22 protein-coding genes are annotated in these 24,952 nt (G+C 69.7%); 10 read left to right on the forward strand and 12 right to left on the reverse strand.

Annotation, left to right across the window (positions count from 1 at the left end; genetic code table 11):
* The first annotated feature begins 26 nt into the window (after positions 1-26).
* Genes pdeM through ACRY_RS10525 form a run of 7 tightly spaced genes read left to right on the forward strand, consistent with a single transcriptional unit; the run spans position 27 to position 7,359 of the window.
* Positions 27-692 carry a ligase-associated DNA damage response endonuclease PdeM gene (pdeM, locus tag ACRY_RS10495; protein WP_231295240.1) on the forward strand — a complete coding sequence of 222 codons (666 nt, stop codon included), beginning with the start codon at positions 27-29 and terminating at the stop codon, positions 690-692.
* Positions 692-2,107 (forward strand): cryptochrome/photolyase family protein, encoded by a 1,416-nt coding sequence (locus ACRY_RS10500; RefSeq protein WP_011942372.1) that lies wholly within the window; start codon positions 692-694, stop codon positions 2,105-2,107. The genes pdeM and ACRY_RS10500 overlap by 1 nt, the downstream gene beginning before the upstream one ends.
* Positions 2,104-3,384 (forward strand): NAD(P)/FAD-dependent oxidoreductase, encoded by a 1,281-nt coding sequence (locus ACRY_RS10505; RefSeq protein WP_011942373.1) that lies wholly within the window; start codon positions 2,104-2,106, stop codon positions 3,382-3,384. The genes ACRY_RS10500 and ACRY_RS10505 overlap by 4 nt, the downstream gene beginning before the upstream one ends.
* Positions 3,381-4,145 (forward strand): DUF1365 domain-containing protein, encoded by a 765-nt coding sequence (locus tag ACRY_RS10510; RefSeq protein ID WP_011942374.1) that lies wholly within the window; start codon positions 3,381-3,383, stop codon positions 4,143-4,145. Before ACRY_RS10505 ends, ACRY_RS10510 begins: the two co-directional genes overlap by 4 nt.
* Positions 4,142-5,359, forward strand: a complete 1,218-nt coding sequence (locus ACRY_RS10515) for an SAM-dependent methyltransferase (RefSeq protein WP_011942375.1) — start codon at positions 4,142-4,144, stop codon at positions 5,357-5,359. The genes ACRY_RS10510 and ACRY_RS10515 overlap by 4 nt, the downstream gene beginning before the upstream one ends.
* Positions 5,360-5,371: 12 nt before the next feature.
* Complete coding sequence (locus ACRY_RS10520) at positions 5,372-6,682, forward strand: MFS transporter (protein WP_011942376.1); 1,311 nt, start codon at positions 5,372-5,374, stop codon at positions 6,680-6,682.
* On the forward strand, positions 6,679-7,359 hold the full coding sequence (locus ACRY_RS10525; RefSeq protein WP_011942377.1) for a metallophosphoesterase: 681 nt from the start codon (positions 6,679-6,681) through the stop codon (positions 7,357-7,359). Before ACRY_RS10520 ends, ACRY_RS10525 begins: the two co-directional genes overlap by 4 nt.
* Before the next feature lie 80 nt (positions 7,360-7,439).
* Here the strand turns inward: ACRY_RS10525 and lpdA are convergent, their stop codons facing one another.
* From lpdA to ACRY_RS19925, 7 genes are all read right to left on the reverse strand, one after another.
* Complete coding sequence (gene lpdA, locus ACRY_RS10530) at positions 7,440-8,831, reverse strand: dihydrolipoyl dehydrogenase (RefSeq protein ID WP_011942378.1); 1,392 nt, start codon at positions 8,829-8,831, stop codon at positions 7,440-7,442.
* Positions 8,832-8,841: 10 nt separating this feature from the next.
* The gene (gene odhB, locus ACRY_RS10535) at positions 8,842-10,074 is read right to left on the reverse strand and encodes a 2-oxoglutarate dehydrogenase complex dihydrolipoyllysine-residue succinyltransferase (protein WP_011942379.1); all 1,233 of its coding nucleotides are present in this window, start codon (positions 10,072-10,074) and stop codon (positions 8,842-8,844) included.
* Positions 10,075-10,106: 32 nt separating this feature from the next.
* Entirely contained in the window at positions 10,107-12,956 is a 2,850-nt protein-coding gene (locus tag ACRY_RS10540; protein WP_007422248.1) for a 2-oxoglutarate dehydrogenase E1 component, read from the reverse strand.
* A gap of 190 nt (positions 12,957-13,146) precedes the next feature.
* Positions 13,147-14,022 carry a succinate--CoA ligase subunit alpha gene (gene sucD, locus ACRY_RS10545; RefSeq protein ID WP_007422249.1) on the reverse strand — a complete coding sequence of 292 codons (876 nt, stop codon included), beginning with the start codon at positions 14,020-14,022 and terminating at the stop codon, positions 13,147-13,149.
* Complete coding sequence (gene sucC / locus ACRY_RS10550) at positions 14,022-15,218, reverse strand: ADP-forming succinate--CoA ligase subunit beta (RefSeq protein ID WP_011942380.1); 1,197 nt, start codon at positions 15,216-15,218, stop codon at positions 14,022-14,024. Before sucC ends, sucD begins: the two co-directional genes overlap by 1 nt.
* 122 nt (positions 15,219-15,340) lie before the next feature.
* A complete protein-coding gene (gene zapE / locus ACRY_RS10555; RefSeq protein WP_043509156.1) occupies positions 15,341-16,495 on the reverse strand; it encodes a cell division protein ZapE in 1,155 nt (384 codons plus the stop codon).
* A gap of 51 nt (positions 16,496-16,546) precedes the next feature.
* Positions 16,547-16,873 (reverse strand): hypothetical protein, encoded by a 327-nt coding sequence (locus ACRY_RS19925; protein ID WP_011942382.1) that lies wholly within the window; start codon positions 16,871-16,873, stop codon positions 16,547-16,549.
* A gap of 32 nt (positions 16,874-16,905) precedes the next feature.
* Between ACRY_RS19925 and ACRY_RS10560 the strand changes: the two genes are divergently transcribed.
* Both ACRY_RS10560 and ACRY_RS10565 read left to right on the forward strand, forming a co-directional pair.
* Positions 16,906-18,261 carry a gamma-glutamyltransferase gene (locus tag ACRY_RS10560; RefSeq protein WP_155856411.1) on the forward strand — a complete coding sequence of 452 codons (1,356 nt, stop codon included), beginning with the start codon at positions 16,906-16,908 and terminating at the stop codon, positions 18,259-18,261.
* Positions 18,262-18,268: 7 nt separating this feature from the next.
* The gene (locus tag ACRY_RS10565; RefSeq protein WP_011942384.1) at positions 18,269-19,438 is read left to right on the forward strand and encodes a pyridoxal phosphate-dependent aminotransferase; all 1,170 of its coding nucleotides are present in this window, start codon (positions 18,269-18,271) and stop codon (positions 19,436-19,438) included.
* A gap of 7 nt (positions 19,439-19,445) precedes the next feature.
* Here the strand turns inward: ACRY_RS10565 and ACRY_RS10570 are convergent, their stop codons facing one another.
* Together ACRY_RS10570 and ACRY_RS10575 are read right to left on the reverse strand one after the other, a co-directional pair.
* Positions 19,446-20,147, reverse strand: coding sequence for a CBS domain-containing protein (locus tag ACRY_RS10570; protein ID WP_007421731.1), 702 nt, complete (start codon positions 20,145-20,147; stop codon positions 19,446-19,448).
* Positions 20,148-20,232: 85 nt separating this feature from the next.
* Positions 20,233-21,165, reverse strand: a complete 933-nt coding sequence (locus tag ACRY_RS10575; protein WP_011942385.1) for a Crp/Fnr family transcriptional regulator — start codon at positions 21,163-21,165, stop codon at positions 20,233-20,235.
* Positions 21,166-21,209: 44 nt separating this feature from the next.
* Here ACRY_RS10575 and ACRY_RS10580 point away from each other — a divergent pair, with 44 nt between their 5' ends.
* Positions 21,210-21,656, forward strand: coding sequence for a hypothetical protein (locus tag ACRY_RS10580; protein ID WP_007421729.1), 447 nt, complete (start codon positions 21,210-21,212; stop codon positions 21,654-21,656).
* A 221-nt stretch (positions 21,657-21,877) separates the two neighbouring features.
* Here the strand turns inward: ACRY_RS10580 and ACRY_RS10585 are convergent, their stop codons facing one another.
* From ACRY_RS10585 to ACRY_RS10595, 3 genes are read right to left on the reverse strand one after another with little or no spacing between them, the layout of a single operon-like run.
* Positions 21,878-22,087 (reverse strand): hypothetical protein, encoded by a 210-nt coding sequence (locus tag ACRY_RS10585; protein WP_007421728.1) that lies wholly within the window; start codon positions 22,085-22,087, stop codon positions 21,878-21,880.
* Between the two features lie 17 nt (positions 22,088-22,104).
* Positions 22,105-23,244 carry a cytochrome d ubiquinol oxidase subunit II gene (gene cydB, locus ACRY_RS10590; protein WP_011942387.1) on the reverse strand — a complete coding sequence of 380 codons (1,140 nt, stop codon included), beginning with the start codon at positions 23,242-23,244 and terminating at the stop codon, positions 22,105-22,107.
* Positions 23,245-23,256: 12 nt separating this feature from the next.
* On the reverse strand, positions 23,257-24,870 hold the full coding sequence (locus ACRY_RS10595) for a cytochrome ubiquinol oxidase subunit I (protein ID WP_007421726.1): 1,614 nt from the start codon (positions 24,868-24,870) through the stop codon (positions 23,257-23,259).
* Positions 24,871-24,952 lie beyond the last annotated feature (82 nt).

The following is a 24,952-nucleotide window of genomic DNA, read 5'->3' on the forward strand; positions in this document are numbered from 1 at the left end:
CACGCGCCTGTGAAATGACCGGCATCATGACTGCCGCACCGATCCACCGCGCCGCCGGGCGCTTCCAGCTCGATCCCGCCGGCGCCGTGTTCTGGCCGGACCGGCGCGCCCTGATCGTCGCCGACCTGCATCTCGAAAAGGCCTCGTCGATCGCCGCGCGCGGCGGGCTGCTGCCGCCCTATGACAGCCGGGCGACGCTCGATCGGCTCGCGCTGCTGCTGCGCCGCTACGCGCCGGAGCGGGTGATCGCGCTCGGCGACAGTTTCCACGACGAGGCCGGCCGCGCCCGCCTGCCGGCGGAGGAGGCTTCGCTTCTCGCGCGGATGGAGGCGGCGCATCGCTTCCTCTGGATCGAGGGCAATCACGACGCGGGCGCGGGGCTTGCGGAACACGCGGAGGCGGGGGCCGTGTTCCGCCATGTGGCGGGGCCGGTCGCCGCCGGGCAGGTCGAGTTCTCCGGCCATTTCCATCCGAAGGCCCGGATCGCGACACGGGCCGCTTCGGTGGCGCGGCCGTGTTTCGTGGCCGATGCCCATCGCGTGCTGCTGCCGGCCTTCGGCGCCTATGCCGGCGGGCTGGAGGTGACTTCGCCGCCGATCCGCGCGCTGTTCCCGCGCGGCGGGCAGGTGTTCCTGCTCGGGCGCGAGCGGGTCTATGCCTTTCCCCTCGCCCATGCCGGAAAGGCCGCGTGATGGCGACGACGCTGCTCTGGCTGCGCAACGACCTGCGCCTGGCCGACAACCCCGCCCTCGCCGCCGCGATCGAGGAGGGAAACGTGCTGCCGGTCTTCGTGCTCGATCCGGCGGCGGAGACGGGCGGGGCGTCGCGCTGGTGGCTGCACCATTCGCTCGCCGCGCTTGAGGCCGATTTTACCGCGCGCGGCGGGCGGCTGGTGCTGCGGCGGGGCGATGCGGCGGCGATCGTCCCGGCGCTGGCGCGCGAGATTGGCGCGGTCGCCGTCCATGCCGGGCGGGCGCACGAGCCCTGGCTGCGCGAGGCCGACCGGCGCGTGGCGGCGGCGTTGCAGGAAGCGGGGATCGGGTTTCACCGCCACCGCTCGGCGCTGATGTTCGGCCCGGAGCGGATCACCACCAGGACCGGCGGGGTGTATGGCGTCTATACGCCGTTCTCCCGCGCCTGTTTCGATGCCTTCGCGCCGCGCCCGCCGATTCCCGCGCCGGCCCGCCTCGCCGCCGCCGGCGATCCGGGCGGCGACCGCCTCGGCGACTGGGGACTTCTGCCGGTGAAGCCCGACTGGGCCGGCGGGCTGCGGGCGAGCTGGACGCCCGGCGAGGCCGGGGCGCGGGCGCGGCTCGACGCCTTCCTCGCCGATGGCTTCGGCGAGTACGACCGCCAGCGCGACCTGCCGGGGATCGCCGGCACCTCCGGCCTGTCGCCGCACCTGCATTGGGGCGAGATCGCGATCGACGCGGTCTGGCGCGCGGCGGTGGCAGCACCGGGGCGCGACGCGGCGCGGCAGACCTTCCTCAAGGAGCTGATCTGGCGCGAATTCGCCGCCTATCTGCTCTGGCACACGCCGGACCTCGCGACCCGGCCGATGAAGGCGCAATTCGCCGCCATGCCCTGGCGGGAGAGTGCGGCGGACCTCGCCGCCTGGCAGCGCGGGCGGACCGGGGTGCCCATCGTCGATGCCGGGATGCGCCAGCTCTGGCAGACCGGCTGGATGCACAACCGGGTGCGGATGATCGTCGCTTCCTTCCTGGTCAAGCACCTGCTGCTGCCCTGGCAGGCGGGGGAGCGCTGGTTTCATGACTGTCTCGTCGATGCCGACGCGGCCTCGAACGCGGCCTCGTGGCAATGGGTGGCGGGCAGCGGGGCGGATGCGGCGCCCTATTTCCGGATCTTCAACCCGGTGTTGCAGGGGCGGAAATTCGACCCGGACGGCGCCTATGTCCGCCGTTTCGTGCCGGAGATCGCCAACCTGCCGGACAAATACCTCCACGCGCCGTGGGAGGCGCCGGAGATCGTGCTGCGCGGCGCCGGCGTGCGGCTCGGGGCGAGCTATCCGCGGCCCGTCGTCGACCTCGCCGAGGGGCGTGAGCGCGCACTCGCCGCCTTCGCCGCGATCAGCGGGAAGGCGTCGTGAGCGGCGCGCGGCTGGCCGTGATCGGCGGCGGCATCGCCGGCATGGCGATGGCCTGGCTCGCGCGGGCGCGGCGGGATGTCGTGCTGTTCGAGGCCGAGCTCCAGCTCGGCGGCCATGCCGACACCCAGCATGTGCGGCTCGGCGCGCAGGAGATCGCGGTCGATACCGGGTTCATCGTGCTGAACGACCGCAACTATCCGAACCTCGAAGCCTTCTTCCGCGAACTCGGCGTCGCCACCCACGACACCGACATGTCCTTCGGCGTGTCGATCGGCGGGGGCGAGCTTGAATATGGCGGCGGCTCGCTGGCGCAGCTCTTCGCGCAGAGGCGCAACCTTGTCCGCCCGCGCTTCCTGCGCATGCTGCGCGACGTGATGCGCTTCAACCGCGAGGCGCCGTCGCTGCTGCACGCGACCGGCGACGAATCGCTCGGCGCCTGGCTCGATCGCAACGGCTACGGCCGGGATTTCGTCGAGGATCACGTCCTGCCGATGGGGGCGGCGATCTGGTCCGCCTCGGTCGAGGGGATGCGGGCCTTCCCGGCGCGGCATTTCGCCCGGTTCTTCCACAATCACGGCCTGCTGACGCTGAACGACCGGCCGCAATGGCGCACGGTGACCGGCGGCTCGCGCCGCTATGTCGAGCGTGTGGCGGCGACGCTCGGCCGGCGGGTGCGGCTTTCGGCGCCGGTGCGGCAGGTGCGGCGCGCGGAAGGGGGTGTCATCGTCGTCACCGATGCGGGAGAAGAAACGTTCGACGAGGTGGTGTTCGCCTGCCATGCCGACCAGGCGCTGGCGATGCTCGCCGACCCCGCGCCGGCCACGCGCGAGATCCTCGGCGCGGTGCGCTTCCAGCCCAACCGCGCCGTGCTGCATACCGACACGGCGCTGATGCCGCGGCGGCGGGCGGTGTGGTCGTCGTGGAACTATCTCGCCCGCGACGCCGCCGATCACGGCCGCGCCGTCAGCGTCACCTACTGGATGAACCGGCTGCAGGGGCTGCGCTCGGAGCGGCCGCTGCTGGTCAGCCTCAACCCGCTGGTCGAGCCCGATCCGGCGACGGTGCTGCGCGTGCGCGACTATGCCCATCCGCAGTTCGACGCGGCGGCGATGGCGGCGCAGGAACGGCTCGGCGAGATCCAGGGGCGGGACGGGCTCTGGTTCGCCGGCGCCTGGACCGGCTGGGGGTTCCACGAGGACGGCATCGCCTCGGCCGCGCGGGTGGCGCGGGCGATGGGCCTGCCCGTATCCTGGCAGGGCGCGGACGGGGCGCCGTGAACCCACCCGGGATCTATGCCGGCGTGCTGCGCCATGTCCGCCACGTGAAGCCGCGCCGCGCCTTCGCCTACCGGCTCTGGATGCTCGACATCGATCTCGACGCGATCGACGATTTCGCCGCCGCAAGCCGCGTCTTCTGCCACAACCGCTTCGGCCTGATCGCCCTGCACGACCGCGACCACGGCCCGCGCGACGGCTCGGCACTGCGCCCCTGGGTGGAAGCGGCGCTGGACGATGCCGGACTTTCCGCCTTCGCCGCCCGCATCCGTTTGATCACCATCCCCCGTATCCTCGGGTATGCGTTCAACCCGATCAGCTTCTATGTCTGCTACGACCGGGAGGGCCGGCTCGGCGCCGTGCTGCACCAGGTGAAGAACACGTTCGGCGACCAGATCGGCTACCTGATCCCGGCACCGGCGGGATCGCCGATCCGCCAGCGCGCGGCCAAGCGCATGCACGTCTCGCCGCTGTTCGACATGCAGGGCGGCTACGAGTTCACCCTCACCCCGCCCGGGCGCCGCTTCGCGATCCGCATCGTCCACGGCGCTCCGGCGCCGCGGCTGACCGCCTCGATGGCGCTCATCCGCCGCCCCGCCACCGACGCCGCGCTGCTGCGCGAGGTGCTGCGCATGCCGCTGCTGCCGCTCAAGATCATCGCCGCGATCCACTGGCAGGCGCTGCTCACCCTGCTGCGCGGCGCGACCTTCCACCGCGAGCCGAAAGACGGCCACCCGCCGATCGTCCGAGGAGACCCCGCATGACCGACGCCACCGCCCTCTCCGCCCCGCCGCTGCCGCGCGACCGCAGGCTGCGCCTCGGCCTCGGCATCGCGCGGATGATCCGCGTGGGCACGCTGGAAGTGGTGCTGCCGGACGGCTCCGTGCACCATTTCGCCGGCGCCGCGCACGGCCCGGCCGCGACGATGATCGTGCGCGACGCGCGGATGATCGCGAGGCTCGCCTTCGGCGGCAGTCTCGGCCTCGCCGAGGCCTATCTCGATGGCTGGTGGGACAGCCCCCGCCTGATCGACGTGCTGCGCCTCGGCACGCTAAACGAGGAAAGCTGGGAGGACATGCTGCGCGGCAAGCTCTGGGCGCGGGCGGCGAGCTTCCTCGCCCACCGGCTGCGGCCCAACACGCGGCGCGGCGCGCGGCGCAACATTTCCGAGCATTACGATCTCGGCAACGATTTCTACGCCGCCTGGCTCGACCCCAGCATGACCTATTCCGCCGCCCTGTTCGCGCCGGGCCAGGCCGGGCTGCAACCCGCGCAGGACGCGAAATATCACCGGCTCTGCCGCGCCCTCGGCCTCGAACCGGGGATGCGGGTGCTGGAGGTCGGCTGCGGCTGGGGCGGCTTCGCCGAGATCGCGGCGCGGGACTACGGCGCCCATGTCACCGCCATCACCCTCTCGCGCGAGCAGCTCGCCTATGCGCGGGCGCGGATCGCGGCGGCGGGGCTGGGCGGGCAGGTGGAGTTCCGGCTGCAGGATTACCGCGACGTGCCCGAAACCTTCGACCGCATCGCCTCGATCGAGATGTTCGAGGCGGTGGGCGAACCGTTCTGGCCCGCCTATTTCGCCGCCCTGCGCGACCGGCTGGCGCCCGGCGGGCTCGCCGCGCTGCAGGTGATCACCATCGCCGACCGGTATTTCGAGGAATACCGCCGCAAGGCCGATTTCATCCAGCGCTATGTCTTTCCCGGCGGCATGCTGCCCTCGCCCACGCGGCTGCGCGCCGAGATCGCCCGCGCCGGCTTCGCGCTCCGCGACGCGTTCCATTTCGGCCAGGACTATGCCGAGACGCTGGCCCGCTGGCAGGACGCGTTCCAGTCCGCCTGGCCGCGGATCGCGCGGATGTCGCCGCAATATGACGGGCGGTTCAAGCGGCTCTGGGAATTCTATCTCGCCTATTGCGAGGCCGGGTTCCGCGCCGGGTGGACCGATGTCGGCCAGTTCCTGATCGCGCGGGGCTGATTGGCCGCGCGGATGACGCGGCGGAAGCGGCTGATCTATGCCGCCCCCGCCCTGCCGCTGGCCATGCTGGGCCTGCCGCTGCTGGTGATCCTGCCGGATTTCTGGGCCGGCGCGATGCGGCTGGATCTCGCGACCGTCGGCATCGTGCTGACCGCGGTGCGGATCTTCGACGTGGTGATCGACCCGATGGTGGGGCGGCTCTCCGACCTCAGCCGCTCGCGCTTCGGGCGGCGCAGGCCGTTCATGGCGCTGGCGATGCCGGTGGCGGCGGTGGGGGCGATCGGGCTGTTCTTCCCGCCCGCCGGCGCGGGGGCGCTCTGGCTGTTCGTGTTCTACGCGCTGGTGACCTGGGGGTGGACGGCGCTCTCCCTGCCCTACTGGGCGTGGGGGGCGGAGCTTTCGGAGGATTATGCCGAGCGGCAGCGGATCACCAGCCTGCGCGAGGGCGGCACCATCCTCGGCATCCTGATCTCGGCGCTGGCGCCGGTGCTGCTCGGCATCACCTCGCATGTCGGGCAGGCGCATCTGCTCGCGCTGCTGACGATCGGGCTGGCGGGGCCGGCCGTGGCGCTCGCGCTGATCGCCGTGCCGGACCCGAAGCCGGCGCGCGGCGCCGCGCCGCCGGCGGGGCTTGGTGACGCGCTGCGGCTGATCGGCGGCAATGCGCCGTTCCGGCGGCTGATCCTCGCCTGGGCGGTGAACGGGCTGGCGAACGGCCTGCCGGCGGCGCTGATCCTGATCGTGTTCGACAAGGTGCTGCACGCGCCCGATGCCTCGGGGCCGATCCTGCTGGTCTATTTCGCGGCCGGGGTCGCCTCGGTGCCGCTATGGCTGGCGCTCTCGGTGCGGGCGGGGAAGCACCGTGCCTGGACGATCGCGATGGCGGTCTCGGGCCTGGCCTTCGCCTTCGTGCCGTCCATCCTGCGCACGGCGCATCCGCTCATCTGGTTCGGCGTGATCAGCCTGTTCACCGGCGCCGGGCTGGGGGCGGATTTCACCATTCCGCCGGCGATCCAGGCGGATGTCGTCGATGTCGACGAGCTGGCGAGCGGGGAGCGGCGGGCCGGGCTGTATTTCGCCGCGGCGACGATGGCGCAGAAGGCCGGCAACGCGCTGGCGCCGGGGATTGCCTTTCCGCTGCTGGGGCTTGCCGGATTTTCGACCCACGGCCGGAACGGCGCCATGCAGATCACGCTTCTTCTCCTGCTGTATTGCGGCGTGCCCTCGGCGCTGAAGATCGCCGCCGCCGCGATCATGCGGCGCTTCCCGATCGACCGCGCGGCGCAGGAGGATCTCCGCGCGGCGATCGCGGCGCGGGCATGACGGTGCTTCTCCCCCCCGGCGCGAAACTCCGCGTGGTGGGCGACGTGCACGGCGATTCCACTGCCTTCGCCGCCGCCTGCGCCACGGAGCGCTTCATCGTCCAGCTCGGCGACCTCGTCGATGACGGGCCGGACACGCCGGGCGCGCTGCGGCTGATGTTCGGCCGGATCGATGCGGGGCGCGGCCTCTTCCTGCTCGGCAATCACGACTACAAGCTCGCCCGCGCCCTGCGCGGCGACAGCGTGCAGGTGGGCGAGGCGCTGGCCGCGACGATCGCCTCGCTCGATCCGGCGACGGCGGCGCGGGCGGTCGAGGAGATCGGCCGGGCGCCGGCCTGGCTCGTCGCCGGGCGGGTGGTATTCGTGCATGGCGGGTTCGATCCGGCGATGCTGTTCATCCCGCCGCGGACGATGGCGGACAAGCGCGACCGGCTGCTCGCCCGCGCCCTCTACGGCCAGACCACCGGGCGGGTGACCGGCATGGGCAAGCCCGAGCGCGTGCTCGACTGGGTGCACCGGATTCCCGAGGGGGTGACGGTGTATTGCGGGCACGACCAGCGCAGCACCAACGGCCAGCCGCTGACCCTGGAAGGACGCGCCGGCGGGCGGGCGATCATGATGGATACCGGGGCCGGCAAGGGCGGACACCTGTCCTGGCTGGACATCGATCTGCCCTGATGTCCTGAACGCGGAACGAAATGTCCCGATCTCCTGCACGGAGATCGGGACACGGGAAATTTAGTTCATCCGACGGAACGTCAGATGTGCAGCGCCCGCCCGTCGACCGCCAGCGCCGCTTCCTTCACCGCCTCGTTGAGCGAGGGATGGGCGTGGCTGGTGCGCGCGACATCCTCGGCCGAGGCGCCGAACTCGATCGCCAGCACCAGCTCGGCGATGATCGTGCCGGCATCCGGCCCGATGATGTGGGCGCCGAGCAGCTTGTCGGTCGTCTTGTCGGAGAGGAGTTTCACGAACCCGTCGGTATCGCCCATGGCGCGGGCGCGGCCATTCGCCGTGAACGGGAATTTGCCGACCTTGTAGGCGACGCCTTCGGCTTTGAGCTCTTCCTCGGTCTTGCCGACGGAGGCGACTTCCGGCCAGGTGTAGACCACGCCGGGGATGGCGCCGTAGTTCACATGGCCCGCCTGACCGGCCAGCAGCTCGGCGAGGGCGACGCCCTCTTCCTCGGCCTTGTGGGCGAGCATCGGCCCGGCGATGACGTCGCCGATCGCGTAGATGCCGGGGACGCTGGTGGCGTAGTGGCCATTCGTCTTCACCCGGCCGCGCTCGTCGGTCGCCACACCCACCGCGTCGAGCCCGAGCCCTTCGGTATGGGCGCGGCGGCCGATCGCGACGAGCACGACATCCGCCTCCAGCGTTTCGGCGGCGCCGCCCTTGGCGGGTTCGAGCGTGAGGGTGACGCCCTTGGCGGTCTTCGCCGCACCGGTGACCTTGGTGCCGAGCTTGAACTTCATGCCGAGCTTGCCGAGGGTTTTCTGGAAGGCGGTGGCGACCTCGCCATCCATCGTCGGCACCAGCCGGTCGAGGAACTCGACCACGGTGACCTCGGCGCCGAGGCGGCGCCAGACGCTGCCGAGTTCGAGGCCGATATAGCCGCCGCCGATCACCACGAGATGCTTCGGCACGCTCTCCAGCGCGATGGCGCCGGTGGAGGTGACGATCTGCGTCTCGTCGACCTCGACGCCGGGGAGCGGCACGCTCTCGCTTCCGGTGGCGATGACGATGTGTCTTGCGCCGTATTCCTTGCCGTCCACCACGATCGTGTTGGCGGATTTGAACGACGCGGCGCCCTTGAGCCAGGTGACCTTGTTCTTCTTGAACAGGAACTCGACGCCCTTGGTGTTGGCGCCGACGACCTCGTCCTTGTGGCCCATCATCTTGCCGAGATCGAAGGACACGTTCTCGGCGGAGACGCCGTGGCGGGCGAAGCCGTGCAGGAGCTCGTGGTAGTTCTCGGACGATTGCAGCAGCGCCTTGGAGGGGATGCAGCCCACATTGAGGCAGGTGCCGCCGAGGGTCGCGCGCTTTTCCACGCACGCGACCTTCATGCCGAGCTGGGCGGCGCGGATGGCGCAGACATAGCCGCCCGGACCGGCCCCGATGACGATGACGTCGAACTGATCGGCCATGATGCGCTCCTCAGATGTCCAGCAGCAGGCGGCGCGGATCCTCGATGCTCTCCTTCACCCGGACGAGGAAGGAGACCGCCTCGCGCCCGTCGATGATGCGGTGGTCGTAGGACAGCGCGAGATACATCATCGGCCGGATCTCGACCTTGCCGCCGACCGCCATCGGCCGGTCCTGGATCTTGTGCATGCCGAGAATGGCCGATTGCGGCGGATTGATGATCGGGGTCGACATCAGCGAGCCGAACACGCCGCCATTGGTGATGGAGAAGGAGCCGCCCGAAAGCTCGTCGAGCTTCAGCGCGCCGTCGCGGGCGCGCTTGCCGAAATCGGCGATCGCCCCCTCGATCTGCGGGAAGTTCATCTGGTCGGCGTCGCGCAGCACCGGCACGACCAGGCCCGAGGGGCTGGAGACGGCGATGCCCATGTTGACGAAGTTCTTGTAGACGATCTCGTCGCCGTCGATCTCGGCGTTGACCGCCGGGAACTCGCGCAGCGCGGCGATGCAGGCGCGAACGAAGAAGCTCATGAAGCCGAGGCGAATGCCCTTGTGCTTCTTCTCGAACACGTCCTTGTATTCGGCGCGGAGCGCCATCACCGGGCCCATGTCCACCTCGTTGAAGGTGGTGAGCATGGCGGCGGTGTTCTGCGCCTCCTTCAGCCGGGCGGCGATGGTCTTGCGCAGGCGGGTCATCTTCACCCGTTCCTCGCGCGCATCGGCGGCGCGCTGGGCCCTGGGTGCTGCCGGCGCCGGGGCGGCGGCCGGCTTCTCGATGAAGGCGAGCACGTCGCCCTTGGTGATGCGGCCGTCCTTGCCGGTGCCCTCGACCTGCGCGGCATCCACCTTCTGCTCGGTCATCATCTTCTGCGCGGCGGGCATCGGCGCGTGGCCGGTGCGGGCGACCGGGCCGGAGGGCGGCGGCGGCGGGTTGACGCCGGGCTGCGGATTGGCGGCCGGGCGGGCCTCCGCCGCGGGCTCGGCCTTTTTCGGCGCGGCGGCGGCACCGGTGCCGGCGCCGATCGTGCCCAGCAGGGCGCCGACCTCGACCTCGGCCCCCTCATCGGCGGCGATCGCCTCGATCGTGCCGGCCTCGGGCGCATTGACCTCGACGGTGACCTTGTCGGTCTCCAGCTCGACGATCGGCTCGTCCTGGGCGACGGTCTCGCCCACTTTCCTGATCCAGCGCGCGACGGTCGCGGTGGTCACGCTCTCGCCGAGGATGGGAACCTTGATTTCGGTGCTCATGCTTCCTGCCTTTTGCTGTTCCTGCCCGCGCCTCAGACGCCGAGCGCTTCCCTGACCAGGGCCGCCTGTTCGGCGGCGTGAACCTTCGCAAGCCCCGTCGCCGGGCTCGCCGCGGCCTTGCGGCCGGCGAAGCGCGGGCGCGAGGCGGCCATCTTCGTCGCGGTGCATTCCAGCGCCGCCTCGATCCGGCGGTCAAGGAAATGCCAGTAGCCCATGTTCTCGGGCTCCTCCTGGCACCAGATCACCTCGGCGTTCACATAGGCCTCGATCGCGGTCTTCAGCGCCTTCTTCGGGAAGGGGTAGAGCTGCTCGACCCGCACGATCGCGACATCGTCGATCCCGCGGTCGCGCCGCTCGGCGACCAGGTCGTAATAGACCTTGCCCGAGCAGAGCACGACGCGGCGGACCTTCTCGGGGGCGACCAGCGCATCGGTCTCGGGGATCACGGTGCGGAAGGCCGAGCCGTTGGTCATGTCCTCCAGCGTCGAGACCGCGAGCTTGTGCCGCAGCAGCGATTTCGGCGTCATGATGATCAGCGGCTTGCGGAAGTTCCGCTTCAGCTGGCGGCGCAGCGCGTGGAAATAGTTGGCCGGGGTGGTGATGTTGCACACCGCCATGTTGTTCTCGGCGCAGAGCTGCAGGAAGCGCTCGGGGCGGGCCGAGGAATGTTCCGGCCCCTGCCCTTCATAGCCGTGCGGCAGCAGCAGGGTCAGGCCGGACATGCGCAGCCACTTGCTCTCGCCGGCGGCGATGAACTGGTCGATGATGACCTGCGCGCCGTTGGCGAAGTCGCCGAACTGGCCTTCCCAGAGCACGAGGGTGCGCGGGTCGGCCAGCGAATAGCCGTATTCGAAGCCGAGCACGCCGGCCTCGGAGAGCAGCGAGTTGAAGATCTCGATGCGGGACTGCTCTTCGCCGATATTGTTGAGCGGGACGTATTCGTTCTGGCTGGTCTGGTCGATCAGCACGGCGTGGCGCTGGCTGAACGTGCCGCGCTGGCAGTCCTCGCCGGAGAGGCGGACCCGATGGCCCTCGAGCAGGAGCGAGCCGAAGGCGAGCGCCTCGCCGGTCGCCCAGTCGATCCCCTCGCCGGTGCGGATCATCTCGGCCTTGGCCTCGAGCTGGCGGGCGATCTTGGGGTTGACGTCGAAATCGTCGGGAACGCGGGCCAGCGCGTTGCCGATCCGGCGCAGCGTGTCCAGCGGGATGGCGGTGGGTTCCTCGGTCTCGCCCTCCTCGTCGCGCGCGGAGTTGAGGCCGGCCCAGTGGCCTTCCAGCCAGTCCGCCTTGTTCGGCTTGTAGCTGGCGGCGGCCTTGTAGGCCTCTTCCAGCGTGGCGACGAAATCCTTGTGGATCTGGTCGGACTCGGCGGTGCCGACCGCGCCCTCGGCGGCGAGGCGCTCGGCATAGAGGGTGCGGGTCGTCTTGCGGCCGCGGATCGCCTGATACATCAGCGGCTGGGTGAAGGCCGGCTCGTCGGTCTCGTTATGGCCGTGGCGGCGGTAGCAGACCAGGTCGATCACCACGTCGACGCCGAATTCCTGGCGGAACTCGGTCGCGAGCTGGGCGACGAAGACCACCGCCTCGGGATCGTCGCCGTTCACATGGAAAATGGGCGACTGCACGGATTTGGCGACATCGGTGCAATAGAGGCCGGAATAGGCGTGGGCGGGCACGGTGGTGAAGCCGATCTGGTTGTTCACCACGATGTGGACCGTGCCGCCGGTGCGGTAGCCGATCAGCTGGCTCATCGCCAGGGTTTCATAGACGAGGCCCTGGCCGGCGAAGGCGGCGTCGCCATGCATCAGGATGCCCATGACCGAGCGGCGGCCGCGGGTGTCGCCCGCCATGTCCTGCCGGGCGCGGACCTTGCCGGCGACGACAGGATCCACCGCCTCGAGATGCGAGGGGTTGGGCTGCAGCGAGAGATGCACCTTGTTGCCGGCGATGACGAGGTCGGCCGAGGTGCCGAGATGGTATTTGACGTCGCCCGAGCCCTGCACCGCGTCCGGCTTGAAGCTCTCGCCGCCGAATTCGGAGAACACCGCGGTGAACGGCTTCTTGACGATGTTGACCAGCGTGTTGAGCCGGCCGCGATGCGGCATGCCGATCGCGATCTCGTTGACGCCGGCCCGCGCCGCCGTCTCGATGATCGCGTGCAGCGCGGGGATGGTGCTTTCGCCGCCCTCCAGCCCGAAGCGCTTGGTGCCGACATAGCGGCGCTGGCAGAAGGTCTCGAAGCCCTCGGCCTCGGTGAGCTGGGTGAGGACGCGGCGCTTGCCCTCCTTGTCGAGCGCGGTGCGCCAGGGCGCGCCCTCGACGCGGCGCTGGATCCAGGATTTCTGCTCGGGATCCTGGATGTGCATGAACTCGACGCCGATCTTGCCGCAATAGCTCTCGCGCAGGATGGCGATGATCTCGCGCATCGTCGCGGTCTCGCGGCCCAGCACCATGTCGATGAAGATCGGCCGGTCCATGTCGGCCTCGGTGAAGCCGTAGCTGGCCGGATCGAGTTCCGGGTGGTGGCCGGGCTGGCGCAGGCCGAGCGGATCGAGATCGGCCTCCAGATGGCCGCGCACGCGATAGGCCCGGATGAACATCAGGGCACGGATCGAATCGATCGTGCCCTGTCTGGAAAGCGGCGCGCCCTTGCCCGCCTCGGCCGGCGCGGCCGGTCGTTCGAAGCTGATCGGTCGCGGCGCCCAGGAGGCGCCGGCCGCATCGCCCAGCACCGATCGCGCATCGTCGCCCAGCGCGGCGAACAGGCTGGCGAAATCCGGATCGACCGAATCGGGCGCCTCGACCCATTTCGCATAGAGGTTGGCGATGAACGCCGCGTTGCCGCCATTCATCGCCGTCGCAAGAATATCCACACCCGCCATCTCAGATGTCCCTCGGCCGTACTGGGCTCATGGAGTTCGCGCCGGCACTGAGCCGGCGCGCTGCAAAGTCAAGACCGTGACATAGTCCAATCGATCAGGCCGTTGCACCGTCAAGTCTCGGTTCTGGGATGCTTTCCTTGCATGAAGCCTCCCCGATCCATGACGAATGAACAAACCCGCCGACTCCTCGTTACGCGCGAAGCGCCTTGACCATGGTGCTGCCGAGCGATGCCGGACTGTCGGCCACATGGATGCCGGCCGCCTTCATCGCCTCGATCTTGGCCTGCGCGGTGTCGCGCCCGCCGGAAATCACGGCGCCGGCATGACCCATGCGCCGGCCCGGCGGCGCGGTGACGCCGGCGATGAACCCCACGGTGGGCTTCTTCACCTTGTTGCGCGCCAGGAACTCGGCCGCCTCGATCTCGCTCTGGCCGCCGATCTCGCCGATCATGATCAGTGCCTCGGTTTCATTATCGGCCAGAAACATTTCCAGAACGTCAACGAAGTCGAGCCCCTTCACCGGGTCGCCGCCGATGCCGACACAGCTCGACTGGCCGAGCCCGGCCGCCGTGGTCTGCGCCACCGCCTCGTAGGTCAGCGTGCCGGAGCGCGAGACGATGCCGACCTTGCCGCGGCGGTGGATGTGCCCCGGCATGATGCCGATCTTGCAGGCATCCGGCGTGATGACGCCCGGGCAGTTCGGCCCGACCAGGATCGATTTCGAGCCGGACAGCGCGCGGTGGACCTTCACCATGTCGAGCACCGGGATGCCCTCGGTGATGCAGACGATCAGCGGGATCTCGGCGTCGATCGCCTCGAGGATGGCGTCCGCAGCGAAGGGCGGCGGGACGTAGATCGCGCTCGCATCGGCGCCGGTCGCCTCGCGGGCCTCGGCCACGGTGTCGAACACCGGCAGGTCGAGATGGCGGGTGCCGCCCTTGCCCGGGGTGACGCCGCCCATGACCTTGGTGCCGTAGGCGATCGCCTGTTCGGAGTGGAAGGTGCCCTGCGCGCCGGTGAAGCCCTGGGTGATGACCTTGGTTTCGGCGTTGACGAGAATAGCCATTATGCGGCCTCCTTCACGGCGGCGACGATCTTCTGCGCCGCGTCAGCGAGATTGTCGGCCGCGATGATGGGCAGGCCGGATTTGGAGAGGATGTCCTTGCCGAGCTGCACGTTGGTGCCCTCGAGGCGGACGACCAGCGGCACCGAGAGCGAGACCTCGCGCGCCGCGGCGACCACGCCCTCGGCGATCACGTCGCAGCGCATGATGCCGCCGAAGATGTTGACCAGGATGCCTTCGACATTCGGGTCCGACAGGATGATCTTGAAGGCCGCGGTGACGCGCTCCTTGGTCGCCCCGCCGCCGACATCGAGGAAGTTCGCCGGCTCCGCGCCGTAGAGCTTGATGATGTCCATCGTCGCCATCGCGAGGCCGGCGCCGTTGACCATGCAGCCGATCGAGCCGTCCAGCGCCACGTAGTTCAGGCTGTGCTTGGCGGCCTCGAGTTCCTTCGGGTCTTCCTCGGCCTCGTCGCGCAGCTTCTCGAGATCGGGGTGACGGTAGAGCGCATTGTCGTCGAAGCTGACCTTGGCGTCGAGAGCGACCACCTCGCCGGCGCCGGTGACGACCAGCGGGTTGATCTCGACGATCGCGCAGTCGAGCGCGACGAAGGCCTTGTACATCGCGTTCACGAATTTCGCGAAGGCCTTCATCTGGGTGGCGTCGAGCCCGAGGCCGAAGCCGAGGCGGCGGGCGTGGAAGCCGGAGATGCCGCTCGCCGGATCGACCGCGACGCGGAGGATCTTCTCGGGATGCTTCTCGGCGACTTCCTCGATCTCCATGCCGCCCTCGGTCGAGGCCATGATGACGATCTCGGATTTCGCGCGGTCGACCAGCAGCGAGAGGTAGAGCTCGCGCTTGATGTCGCAGCCGGCCTCGACATAGACGCGGCGGACGACGCGGCCGGCCGGGCCGGTCTGCTTGGTCACCAGCGTGTTGCCCAGCATCGCCTCGGCGGCGGCGGCAACCTCCTCGGGCGACTTGGCGAGGCGGACACCGCCCTTGCCCTCCGGATCGTCCTTGAAATGGCCGGCGCCGCGGCCGCCGGCATGGATCTGCGACTTCACGACATAAACCGGGCCGGGGAGCTTGCGCGCCGCCTCGGCGGCCTCCTCGCCGGTCCAGGCGACGTGCCCGTCCAGCACCGCGACGCCATAGGACTTCAGCAGTTCCTTGGCCTGGTATTCATGTATGTTCATGGGGCCCCCATACGGTGATCACTCGCCTGTCACTCGAAACCCGGCGCCTTGCGCGCCGTCCGTCCCGGGCGGTTCCGTCGTCGTGCGGCCTAGACCAATGGCCGGAGCGGCGCAACCGCATCTCAGGTCAGATGCGCGAGGGCGAAATACGCCTCGCTGCGCATTTCCTCGAGGCGGGAGACGGTGCGCTCGAAGATCGCGACCCCCTCGCCCGAGGTATACAGTGCCGCGGGTTCCGCCGCGGCCGAGGCGTAGAGCTTCACCCGATGCTCGTAGAGCGCGTCGATCAGGGTGATGAAGCGCCGCGCCTCGTCGAAATTGTCCGGCGAAAGACGGGGAATGCCGTCGATCAGCACGGTGTCGTAATGGGTGGCGAGGGCGAGATAATCCCCCGAGCCGAGCGCCTGGGCGCAGAGGGCGGCGAAGTCGAACCGGGCGACGCCGCGCGCCGCGAGCGGCACGGCGAGCTTGCGGCCGAAGACCGTGAGCGCCTCCGCGCGCGGGGCGGCACCGCCGGTGAGTTCGGCGAACACATCATCGAGAGCGCGCTCGGCCCGGCCATCCGCCGGCACGTACCAGTTGCGCGCGCCGCGCACCCGCTCGCGCCGGTAGTCGCGCCCGCCATCGAGCACCATCACGTCGAGATGGCGCTTGAGCAGGGCGATGAAGGGGCGGAAGCTGTCATAGCCCGGCTTGTTGCGGTAGAGATCGTCGGGCAGCGTGTTGGAGGTGGCGACGACGACCACGGCGCGGGCGAACAGCGCCTCGAACAGCCGGGCCAGGATCATCGCATCGCCGATGTCGTGGACCTGGAACTCGTCGAAGCAGAGCAGCGCCGATTCGCTGGCGATGATGTCGGCGAGCGAGAGCACCGCATCGGCATCGGGCCGCTCGGCGCGCAGCCTGTGCAGCCTCGCATGGGCCTGCTGCATGAATTCGTGAAAATGCACCCGCCGCTTGCGCGGCACCTCGGCGGCGGCGAAGAACAGGTCCATCAGCATGGACTTGCCGCGGCCGACCTCGCCGACGAGATAGAGGCCCGAGGGATAGTCCTCCGGCACCTCGTCCACCCGCTTCTTGTTGAGCAGCCGGCCGAGCCAGCCATTGGGCGGCGCCTTCGGCTGCGGATCGTAGTCGCGCAGCCGGCCCCACAGCTCGTGCAGGCGCTCCGCCGCCCGGCGCTGGACCGGGTCCGGCAGGATGGTGCCGGCGTCGATCCGCGTCCGGTAGGCGGACATCACGCCACCGTCGGACCGTTCAGGTGCCTTCATCAGCATGAGCAGCGCCGGTAGCGCACTCCATGCGGCGGCGCAACATCCGGCCCTCGCTCAGGCCGGCACAAGCGCCTGCAGGCCGAAGGCAATGATTCCGAAAACCACCACGCTCGCGCCATAAATGATCGCGAACCACGCAAGCTTGCGCAATTTTTCATGGTTGCGCAGGGTGCGGTCCAGCCACGCGTCGAAATTCGCCAATACCATGCCGATCCCTTTCCGGACTGCCGCCAGGGCGGGCCGGTCGCGGCTTTCCGTCCTGGCTGGTTGCGAATTGGGACGATCATCCGGCGGCGCAACCCCGTGCCGGCGCAGGCCTGCGCGGCGCCCCGTGTTGCCCGGCCGCGCGAAGGCGGTTATCCCCTTGGCGACCTGCCGCAATCACAGTCACGAGGATGGCGAATTTGTCGATCATGCGCCGCACCACCCCGCTCGCCGCCGCACTCCTGCTCGCCGGATGCGGCCTGTCGAACGACCTTGTCGGCGGTGGCGGCACCGCCCGGCTGGGCGAGCCGCGGCCGCAGGCGCCGGTGGCCGGCTTCGCCGTGACCCCGGTTCCCGAGGCGACCGTCGCCGCGCACGAGATCCTGCAGAAGGGCGGCAACGCGGTGGATGCCGCCGTGGCGGCCGGCTTCGCGCTCGGCGTCACGCTGCCCTCGCGCGCGGGGCTCGGCGGCGGCGCGGTCTGCCTGATCGACATGCCGCATGACGAGGGCGGCAAGGGGCGTCCCGTCGCCCTGCTCTTCCCGCCCGGCGCGCCGCGCGGCAGCCAGGCCGGCGCGTCGCGCCCGGCCGCGGTCCCGCAGATGGTGCGCGGCCTGCTCGCCATGCAGGCGCGCTACGGCGCCCTGCCGCTCGCCACCGACATGGCGCCCGCCGCCGCGATGGCCGGCGGCGGCGTGCCGGTCTCCCGCGCGCTGGCGGCCGACCTTGCCGTGGTGGGCAACGCGCTGCTGGCCGACCCGGCCGCGCGCAACGTGTTCGCCGGGCCGTCCGGCGGCGTGCTGCAGGCCGGCGAAACGCTGCGCCAGCCCGACCTCGCCGCCACCCTCGCGCGGCTGCAGGGCGGAGGCGTATTGAGCTTCTACCAGGGCCATCTCGCCGCCCGGCTGCTTGCCGGCGCGCGTGCGGCCGGCGCCGGGCTGACCGGCGCGGATCTGCGCGCCGTGGCCGCGCGCTACGCCGCCCCCGACATCGTCCACGCCCTCGGCGCCGACATCGCCCTGCCGCCGACGGCCGCCGGGCTCGGCACGCGCGCGGCGATCGAGGCGCTCGCCAGGACGCCGGACGATCTCGCCGGCGCCGGGCGCGATGCGATCGCCGCCGCCGCCGCCGGCCGGCATGTGCGCGGGTTCGGCGCGCTGCCGGCCTCGGCCGGATTCGCCGTCGCCGATTCGAAGGGCGGCGTGGTCGGCTGCGCGACCACGATGAACAACCTGTTCGGCACCGGGCGCATCGCCACGGGAACCGGCATCCTGCTCGCCGCCTCGCCGCGGCGGGTGACGCCGCCGCTGCTGAGCATCGCCCTCGCCACCCGCGACGGCGCCTTCCGCGCGGTGACGACGGGCACCGGGCAGGCCGGCGCGCCGCTCGCCGCCGCCGCCGCGATGGCCGATTCGCTGCGCACCGGCCAGGCGATGCCCCGGCCGGTGCCGGCACCGGGCCGCGCCGATGCGATCGCCTGTTCCGGCACGCTGCCGAGCGCGCCGAAATCCTGCGCCGCCGCGGCCGATCCGCGCGGCGCCGGCCTCGCCATCAGTTCGCGCTGAGGCGGCAATGACCCTGAAGACCGGCGCCGGGGCGCGGGTTCCACCCTTTCTGGTGATGGACGTGATCTCGGCGGCCAACGCGCTCGCCGCCAGCCCGGCGGCGGCGAACCGCCGGGTGATCCGCATGGAGGTCGGCCAGCCCGGCCAGGGCGCGCCGGAGGGCGTGCGCCACGCCGTCGCCGCCGCGATGGCGGGGACCGATCCGCTCGGCTATACCGAGGCGCTGGGCCTGCCCGGCCTGCGGCGGCGGATCGCCGCGCATTATGCCGACTGGTACGGGCTCGACCTTCCCGCCGCGCGCGTCGCGGTGACCGCCGGGGCCTCGGGCGGGTTTCCGCTCGCCTTCCTCGCCGCCTTCGAGCCGGGGGACACGATCGCCCTCGCCGCCCCATGCTATCCGCCCTACCTGAACATCATGACGGCGCTCGGGCTGCGGCCGCTGCTGCTGCCGGCCACCGAGGAAACCGGATTCCAGCCGACAGTGGCGATGATCGCGGCGCTCGACCCGCAGCCGGACGGGCTGCTGATCGCCTCGCCCGCCAACCCGACCGGGGTGATGCTGCACCCCGACGAGCTCGCCGCCCTCGCCCGGCACTGCCATGCGAACGGCATCCGCCTGATCAGCGACGAGATCTATCACGGCCTGACCTATGGCAAGCCGGCGGCCACCGCCGCCGCCTTCAGCCCCTCGGCGATCGTGATCAACTCGTTCTCGAAATATTTCTCGATGACGGGCTGGCGCGTCGGCTGGATGGTGCTGCCGGAGGAGCTGGTGCGGCCGGTGGAGTGCCTCGCGCAGAACATGTTCATCTGCGCGCCGCATGTCGCCCAGCGCGCGGCCGAGGCGGCGTTCGACTGCCACGCCGAGCTTTCGGCGCGGCGCGACGCCTATGCCCGTTCGCGCGCCCTGCTGCTCGACGCCCTGCCCCGCGCCGGGATGACGAAGCTCTCCCCGGCGGATGGCGCCTTCTACATCTATGCCGACATCGCCGCGACCGGGCAGGACAGCGCCGCCTTCTGCCGCGCGATGCTGCACGACCTGCACATCGCCGCGACGCCGGGGCATGATTTCGACACCGCGCGCGGCGGCGATTTCGTACGGTTTTCCTATTGCGCCGACGAGGCCGACATCGCCGAGGCGGCGCGCCGGCTGACCGAGTCGCCGCCCGGAAGATAGGGCCCCTTCAGTACGAGCCGAAGGCGACACCGCTGGTCGGATCGACATAGACCATCTCGTCCGCCACCCGGCGCACACCGCCGATTCCCTCGGCGAGCACGATCAGCGCCATCCGCTCGGCATCGCTGAACACGGGGCCGGAAAGCGTCGCGACACCGTGATCGACCTTGACCTCGATGGTCGCCTTGGGCGCCCAGTTGGTCTTCTCGATCGCGGCCCGGATGCGGCTGGCCACCACATCGTCGCTGACCGGGGTATCCTCGACCACCAGCAGCGCGGTGATCAGCCGGGCGAGGATGTTCCGCCGGTTGAGCATGCCGAGCAGGATCTCGCCCTGGACGACCGGCAGCTGCTTCACCCGGTAGGTTTCCATGATGTCGATCGCATCGCACAGCGGCGTGTCGGGGCCGACGGAGCGGACCGGCGTGGTCATGATCTCGCCGACATGCCGGCCGCGGGTGCGGGCGAACTGCCGGGCCGAGGTTTCGGGGGCGAGGAAGCCGCGCCACCAGCCGATGTCCGGAGCGGTCTCGAGTTCGGGGCGGCGCAGCATGTCGCCATCGGTGATGATGCCGAGCAGCCGGCCGCCACGGTCGATCACCGGGAGGGCGGACAGGTTCTGGTCGAGCATGATCCGGCCGGCATCGGCAACGGTCGTCTCGGGTTCGACGGTGAGTGGACCAACCGTCATGATCTCACGCACGTTCATGTCATCCTCCTTTTGGCTAGGAGGACCATGCGCGATGCCCTCCGCCCGCGCATTGACTTGCGTCAATCGCGGAAGCGGGCCGGCGTCAGGCGCCGGCGCGGGCGATTTCGGCCAGGGCCTGCGGGCGGGCGACGCTGATATTGTGGTCCGGCGTCACGTCGATCACGCCCTGCTTGCGCAGCGCGGTGAGCGCGCGGGAGACGGTTTCGATGGTCAGGCCGAGATAATCGGCGAGATCGGTGCGGGTCATCGGCAGCCGCAGCCCGGCCCGCGGGGCGCCGCACATCATCGCCCGCCGGCTCCAGCTGTCGATGAAGCTGGCGAGCCGCTCGATCGCGCTCTTGCGGCCGAGCAGCAGCATCTGCTCCTGCGCCACGATGAGTTCGTGCGAGGCGACGTCGAGCAGCCGGCGCTCGAGCGCGGGAAAGCGGGAGAACACGTTGCGCATTTCCACGCGGTCGAACCGGCACAGCCGGACGTCGTCGATCGCCTCGGCGCTGAACGTGTAGCGGTCGTCGGCGGCGAGGCCGACGAAATCGCCCGCGCCGACGAAGCCGGTGATCTGCCGGCGCCCGTCGGGCAGGTCCTTGTGCAGCTTGGCGGTGCCGTGATTGATGTTGAAGAAGTAACGGGCGCTGTCGCCCTCCACCGCGAAGCTCTGGCCGCGCGACACCGTGGACTGCCGCGCCACGCTCGCGAGGAAATGAAGATCCTCGTCCGCCAGCGCATCGCACAGGCCAATATGCCGCGCCTCGCAGCCCGCGCACAGGCCTGGAATGATGGCTTCCGAAAGATTGATGGGCGAGCGAAGCGCCCGGTCCCGCTGCTCCAGCATCTCGCGTCCTTCCGACGTCTCAGCAATCATTTTGTAGTGCAGAGCAACAAGGTCGCGCAACTCGTATGATTCAGGCCGCGAATGTGCGGTTAGCTGCGCCACCGGCGACGCGCGCGGCGCTTTGTCTTTTAATTCGAGAATCTTACAGGGCTTCCGGTTGATTTCGATCAAGGCGCGGTTCATCCGCTTGGTCGATCCTGTCATGCTTTCTGACGATGTTACATTGCATGCATGAACCGACTTACCTGATCGAACCCATGATCCGCGAGCACATCGACCCGTGCTTCGTGATCGCGCGCCTGGCCCAGCCCTGGCTCGACCTCGCGCGATGGCGGCGCCATGCGCGCGAGTGCATCGCGGCGAATCCCGGCCGGCGCGGCATGATCACGATCCGCCGGGTGCGGCGGCGCAACCCTTGCGGCCTGGCCTGCTACCGGTGCGAGGCCGATCTCGAACATGGCCGGCTGATGGCGGTGCGGCCCTTCGCGGTGCTCGACCCGCTCGATGACAGGCCGCTGCTCACCGCGCTCGCGGCACGGCTCGCGGCCATCGCTCATGATACCGGCTGCGGCGCCATCCGCATCGTCGCCACGGGGGCCGACCTTCCGGCCGGCGCGCTCGGCGGTGTTGCCCGGGCGGTCTCCCGGGCCGGGGAACACACCTTCCTGCTCTGACCCGCCCCGACGCAAGGAATGCCGGCCCGGCCGGCAAGTCCTCCAGAACGACAAGCGGCCGGACCGCCCGAAAGCGGCCCGGCCAGACTGGCACGGCTACGGCGCTGCCGTCAGGGGAAGCGGCGCCGCGTGTACAGCCATGCGAGAACGTACAACCCGAGATAGACGAACGGGATGAACAGGATCAGGCCTTCAAGTCCACCGAGCATCGGGGCGTCTCCTTACACTTTGTCGTCGGGCTGATGGCGGCCAAGGACCGCCGATTGCTGTGCCTCGAACAGAACGGCGCCGCTCGCCGAGATCAGAACGATCATCATCGTTCCGACCAGCCAGCCGAAATACCAGGGCCCCTCGTCGCCGGTGACCACGGCGAGCAGGATCGCCGCGAAGAGGATGACCGCGAGGGCGGCGAATTTGATCGTGTTCAACATGGCTCGATCTCCGCTCCTCAGTAGGAGTGATCGTTGGCGATGACGGACTCGGTCTTGACCTTCCCGCGCATGACGCGGAAGGCCCAGGCCGTGTAGCTCAGGATGATCGGCACGAAGACCAGCGCGAAGGCCAGCATCCAGCCGAGATTGTAGGCGCTGCCCGAGGCGTTCCACACCGTCAGGCTCTGCGCCGGCGCGGTGGTGGAGGGCATCAGGAAGGGAAACATCGCCGCCCCGGTGGTGAAGATCGTGCCGATCCAGGCCAGCGCGCCGAGCCACCAGCCGAGGATCGGCTTGCGGGCGGCGAGCGCCAGCGGACCCGCGACCATGCCGAGCAGGCCCACCGCCGGCAGCAGCCAGAGCACCGGATGCTGGTGGAAATTGTCCATCCAGGCGCCGGCGCGCATCGCGACCGCGGGGCCGCCGAGCGGGGTCGCCGGCATCGCCGGGTTGACCGGGGCGGTGTAGGCGAAGCCCTTGATGAAGCGGACCCAGACGCCGCCGATCGCGAACAGGGCGGCGGCGAGCAGGCCGGCGGGCACCGCATAGCGCCGGGCGCGCTCGGCGATCGGGCCCTCGCCGCGGATCATCAGCATCGCCCCGCCCTGGTGCACGGCGAGGGCGAGCGAGAGCACGCCGCACATCACCGCGAAGGGGTTGAGCAGGTACCAGATGAAGCTGCCATCCTGGTAATACTGGCCGTCCCAGCTGAAGTGGAAGCCGACCCCCTGCAGCACGTTGCCGAAGGCGGCGCCGTAGATGATCATCGGCAGCGCGCCGGAGATCAGGAACGCCCAGTCCCAGGTCGCGCGCCAGCGCCGCGCATCGACCTTGGAGCGGTATTCGAAGGCGACCGGGCGCATGATCATGCTGAACAGCAGCAGGATCATCACCACGTAGAAGGTCGAGAACGAGGTGGCGTAGAGCGTCGGGAAGGCGGCGAAGATGGCGCCGCCGCCGAGGATGAACCAGACCTGGTTGCCGTCCCAGTGCGGGCCGATCACGGCGAGCGCGGTGCGGCGTTCGGCATCGGTGCGGCCGACGAAGCGCAGCAGCGCGCCGACCCCCATGTCCATCCCCACCATGATGCCGAGGCCGGAGAGAAGCACCCCGAGCAGCACGGCCCAGATGACCTTGAGCGCGATATAGAGTTCCATGGCGCGGTTTCCTTACTGCCAGGACTTGTCGGCGTAGCCGGGGCGCATCAGCGACGGGCTGGCCGCCGCCTCGACCGGACGGGCATGGGCGTGCTCGCCGGGGCCGAGCCTTGCATATTTGAACATCAGGTAGAGTTCGGCGGCGATGAACAGGCTGTAGAGCAGCGCGAAGCCGATCAGCGAGAACAGCATGTAGCCGACCGTGTGGCTGGAGGCGGACTGGAAGGTCGGCAGCCAGCCATAGACCGTCCAGGGCTGGCGGCCGTTCTCGGCGGTGATCCAGCCGAACTCGCAGGCCAGCACCGGCAGCGGGATCGCCCACATCGCCGCGCGCATCACCAGCGGGTGTTTCTCAAGCTCGTTCCTCAGGCTGTAATAGGCGCCGAAGGCGAACACCACGAGGAAGGCGAGGCCGAGGCCGACCATCAGGCGGAAGCTCCAGAACTCGACGAAGACGTTGGGGATCGATTCGCGGCCGGCCCTTTTCAGGATGCCCGGCAGGTTCGAGGGCGTGATCTTCGACAGGTCCTGATCCGGCGCGAAGCGCTGGGCGAGGAAGCCGTAGCCCATGTCCGCCTCGTTCTTGCGGAAGGCGGCGAGCGCCGCCGGGCTGTGGGTTTCGCCATACTGCTTGAGCGCGATCACCGCCTGGATGCCCTTGGCGGCGCGAAGCTGGGCCTGCTGTTCCAGTTCGTCGATGCCGGGGATGCGGACATTCCAGGCATGCGCGACCAGCGGGGTCAGCACATAGGGGATGCCGATGGCGAAATCGTTCTTCTGCGTGCGGTCATTCGGCACGGCGGCGATCAGCCAGGGCGCGCTCGGCCCCTTGGTGGTGTGCCAGATGCCTTCCATCGCGGCGAGCTTGGTCGGCTGCACGAGATAGTCCATGCGGCCGAGCGCGTCGCCCAGCGTGACCACGCCGAGGGTGGAGATCAGCCCGAAGATCGCGGCGATGCGGAACGAGCGGGCGGCGAATTCGCGGTGCTGGCGGCGCAGCAGGTAGTAGGCCGAGATGCCCATCACGAACATCGAGCCGGTGACGAAGCCGGCGATCGAGGTATGCACGAACTTCGCCTGCGCATCCTGGCTGAAGACGAGGGACATGAAGCTGTGGAACTGCATGCGCATCGTGTCCGGGTCGAATTTCGCGCCGGTCGGGTCCTGCATGAAGCCGTTGGCGATCAGGATCCACAGCGCCGAGAGGTTCGAGCCGAGGGCGACGAGGTAGGTGATGGCGAGATGCGCGGGGCGGCTCAGCCGGTCCCAGCCGAAGATCATCAGGCCGATGAAGGTGCTTTCCATGAAGAAGGCCATCAGCCCCTCGATGGCGAGCGGGGTGCCGAACACGTCGCCCACGAAATGCGAGTACATCGACCAGTTGGTGCCGAACTCGAATTCCATGGTCAGGCCGGTGGCGACGCCGATGGCGAAGTTGATGCCGAACAGCTTGCCCCAGAACAGGGCCATGTCCTTGTAAATCTTCTTGCCGGTGATGACGTAGACCGTCTCCATCGTCGCGAGCAGGAAGGTCATGCCCAGCGTGAGGGGGACGAAAAGGAAGTGATACAGCGCGGTCAGCGCGAATTGCAGGCGCGACAGGTCGACGACTGTCGGGTCGATCATGATGGACTCCTGGCCCGAGGACCGGCGGGATTCCCCGCACGGCGGTGAACGGTAGTTTCCCGATCGATAATGCCGCCACGCG

Source organism: Acidiphilium cryptum JF-5, from assembly GCF_000016725.1.
GTDB classification, from domain to species: Bacteria; Pseudomonadota; Alphaproteobacteria; order Acetobacterales; family Acetobacteraceae; genus Acidiphilium; species Acidiphilium multivorum.